The organism is Streptomyces sp. SID5910, from assembly GCF_009862125.1.
GTDB lineage: Bacteria > Actinomycetota > Actinomycetes > Streptomycetales > Streptomycetaceae > Streptomyces.
This window is the reverse complement of sequence record NZ_WWHX01000812.1, coordinates 1-2,925: the sequence shown is the minus strand read 5'-3', so window position 1 is coordinate 2,925 and position 2,925 is coordinate 1. Positions and strand designations below refer to the sequence as shown.

Here is a 2,925-nt window from a genome sequence, read left to right as displayed (position 1 = left end):
CCAGCGCGGTCAGGCGCAGAGCGCGAGGGGCGCCGTAGTGGTGGAGCAGCCACAGCAGGAGGCCGCACACGAAGGTGGCGGTCATGGCGTGGCCCGACGGGAAGGCCGCGAAGTGCGCGGTGTCGACGGGGTCGGGCCAGACGGGCCGGGGGCGGTCCACCGCGGCCTTCAGGACCTGTTGCAGCAGGCTGCCCAGGACGCAGGTGACGGCCAGCCACACGGCCGTCCGCCGGTCCCTGCGCCGCCACCACAGCCACACCACCACCAGCGCGCACAGCAGGCGCATCGTCCAGGGGTCCCACACCCAGTCGGTGAGGACGCGCATGGTGTGCGTGACGCCCGTCTCGTCGACCGCCCAGCGGTGCGTGGTCCGCGCGATGTCGCCGTCCGTGCCGGTCAGCGGGCGCCACTCGGCAGCGACCAGGACGAGCAGCACCAGGGAGCACAGGGCCAGGACCCAGGCCGTGCGGACGACAGTGCGGTGCTGCGGCGGACGGGGCGGGGAGTCGACGGGCGGCGAGTGCATGCTGCGATACTCGCCGACCCGGGGGCCGGGGGGCCAATCTCCCGGCGATGCTGCGTGCGCCATGGGTGCCGGGGACGGGCCAACGCCCCGAGGCCGCCGCCGAGTTGAATCAGGCAGCGCTCCGGTTCGCGGTTCGCGGCGAGACGCCGGGCCGGGTGGCACGGCGTCACATCGTCAGCAGCATCCCCAGCATCGCGATCCCCATCGCCAGCCGGCAGGCCCGCGCCAGCTCCGGCCGGTCGCCCCACCCTGCCCCCGGCCCGCCGCCCGCCACGGCCGTGACGGGCATCGCGACGGGTATCAGGCGCACGCCGGTCAGCAGCACATAGCCGGTGAAGTAGAGCAGCAGCACCCCGGTCAGCAGCGGGACCCCCGAACCGCCGTGCCCGTGGGCATGGCCCTGCGCGGCGGCGGGGGCGGCCGCCATCGCCACCGCCATGTAGACCATCGCCGCGGCCCCGACCAGATGGTGCAGATGATGCCGGGACGAGCGGGCCGCCCACAGCGCGCGCAGCCCCGCGCCGCCGAACACCACCGCGTAGACGGGCCACGCCCACGAGGGCGGGGAGAACACCGCCGCGGGCACGGCCATGGCGGCCATGCCGAACCCCATCAGGGCCTCACCGCCGGCCGCGCGGCGCTGCTCCTCGACGTCGCTGCGCATCCGCAGCAGGCAGTAGGCCCCGGTCGCCGCGCACAGCGCGACCAGCAGCCAGCCGGACGTTGCCGGTCCGTGCACACGCACCTCCCCGCTCGACGGTCGGTCAAGGCCTGCCCGGGCGACGCGGCGCGCACGCGAGCGCAAGGGAGTGCACAGGGGGCATGCGGTGGAGCACGACCGGTCGGAGCAGGTCGGAGACGGGCGCGCGCCCCTCGCGCGAGCATCTTTCACTGGTAAAACACCTGTTAAACTAAATTTCATGCGCAGTGCGACCCCCACCTCCGGCACCTCACTCGGCCGCCGTCTGTCCCTGACCGGCGTGCTGCGGCTGCGCCGCCCCTCCGAGATCTGGTTCAAGCCCGCCCTCAGCTCGGTCGCCGCCATCGCCCCGCCCAACCTGATCCTGCTCGCGCTCGGCCGGCTCGACCTCGCGATGTACACGATGGCCGGATCCCTGTGCGCGCTCTACGCCCACAACCGTCCGTACGCCGCCCGCGCCCGCACCCTGGCCTGGGTGGTGCTCGGCATGCTCGGCGGCGTCGCCGTCGCCCTGGTCACCGCCTCGCTCACCCGCGACGCCGTCGTGCTCGTCACCGTCGGCGCCCTCCTGGCCGCCGTGCAGAAGACGCTGTGCGACGCCACCCGCGTCGGCCCACCGGGCAACGTGGTCCTCACCTTCATCAGCTCCGCCTCCCTCTTCGTCCCCCAGACCCTCGGCCAGATCCCCGGTCACCTGGCGCTGGGCGCCGCCGCCGGCGCCTGGGCCTGGGTCGTCGGCATGGCACCCGCCCTGGTCCGCCCGCACGGCCCCGAGCGCCGCGCCACCGCACAGGCCCTGAACGCCGCCGCCGCGTACGCCGGCACCCGCGGCACCGGCGACGGCCACACCTCCGCCCGCGCCGCCGGGTACGCCGCTGTCCAGGCCGCCTGGCAGACCCTGCTGTCCGTGCCCGCCACCGGCACCCGCGCCACCACCCGGCACGCCCTGGAACGCCTCGTCGTCCGCGCCGAGGTCGCGCTCGCCGCCCCCGCCGACACGGACCCCGAGCGGCTGCGCGACTGGGCCCGCGCCCTGCGCGGCACCGGCCGCATACCCCGCACCGCCGGCTTCCCCGACGACGCACCCGCCACCGAGGAACTGCTCGGCGTGGACGCCGAACTCGCCGCCCGCCCCGCACCCCTGCGGCAGCGGCTCGGCCCGCTCGCCCCCATCGCCCTGCGCACCGCCCTCGGCTGCGCACTGGCCGGCTACGCCTCCCTGGCGCTCGGCATCGGCCGCCCCTACTGGGCGCTGGTCACCGCCGCGGCGCTCTACCAGGCCAACATGGCCCTGACCTGGAGCCGGGCCGTCCAGCGCGTCGTCGGCAACATCGCCGGAGTGCTGCTGTTCGCCGCCCTCGCGCCGCTCGCCCATCTGGGGCAGATCCTCCTCGTCCTGTTCTGCCTCGCCCTCAACTTCGGCGCCGAGGCCCTGATCACCCGCAACTACTGGCTCGGCAGCGTCTGCGTGACGCCGATGGCCCTCCTCATCACCGAGTTCACCGGCTACCAGGAGCCCGGCGGCCTGATGACCGAGCGGGTGGTCGACACCCTCGTCGGCGCCCTGGTGGGCTTCCTCGCGGCCGTCGTCGTCACCAACCGGCGCTCCGGGGACTGCGTAGAACGGGCGGTGACCGCCGCCGACCGCGCCCGCGAGCGCGCCGCCCGCCTCCTCGCGGAGCCCGAGCCCGCGCCCGCC

General features: G+C 75.4%; 3 protein-coding genes. 1 reads left to right on the top strand and 2 read right to left on the bottom strand.

The annotated features are described in order from the left end of the window. Positions 1–526, bottom strand: a 526-nt coding sequence (locus GTW67_RS28660; protein ID WP_161167662.1) for a phosphatase PAP2 family protein, incomplete at its 3' end; no start/stop codon positions are given. 166 nt (positions 527–692) lie between these two features. Then, on the bottom strand, positions 693–1,265 hold the full coding sequence (locus GTW67_RS28655) for a DUF5134 domain-containing protein (protein ID WP_161166070.1): 573 nt from the start codon (positions 1,263–1,265) through the stop codon (positions 693–695). 181 nt (positions 1,266–1,446) lie between these two features. Between GTW67_RS28655 and GTW67_RS28650 the strand changes: the two genes are divergently transcribed. Continuing rightward, positions 1,447–2,925 (top strand): FUSC family protein (locus tag GTW67_RS28650; protein ID WP_161167661.1); only part of this gene is annotated, 1,479 nt, incomplete at its 3' end.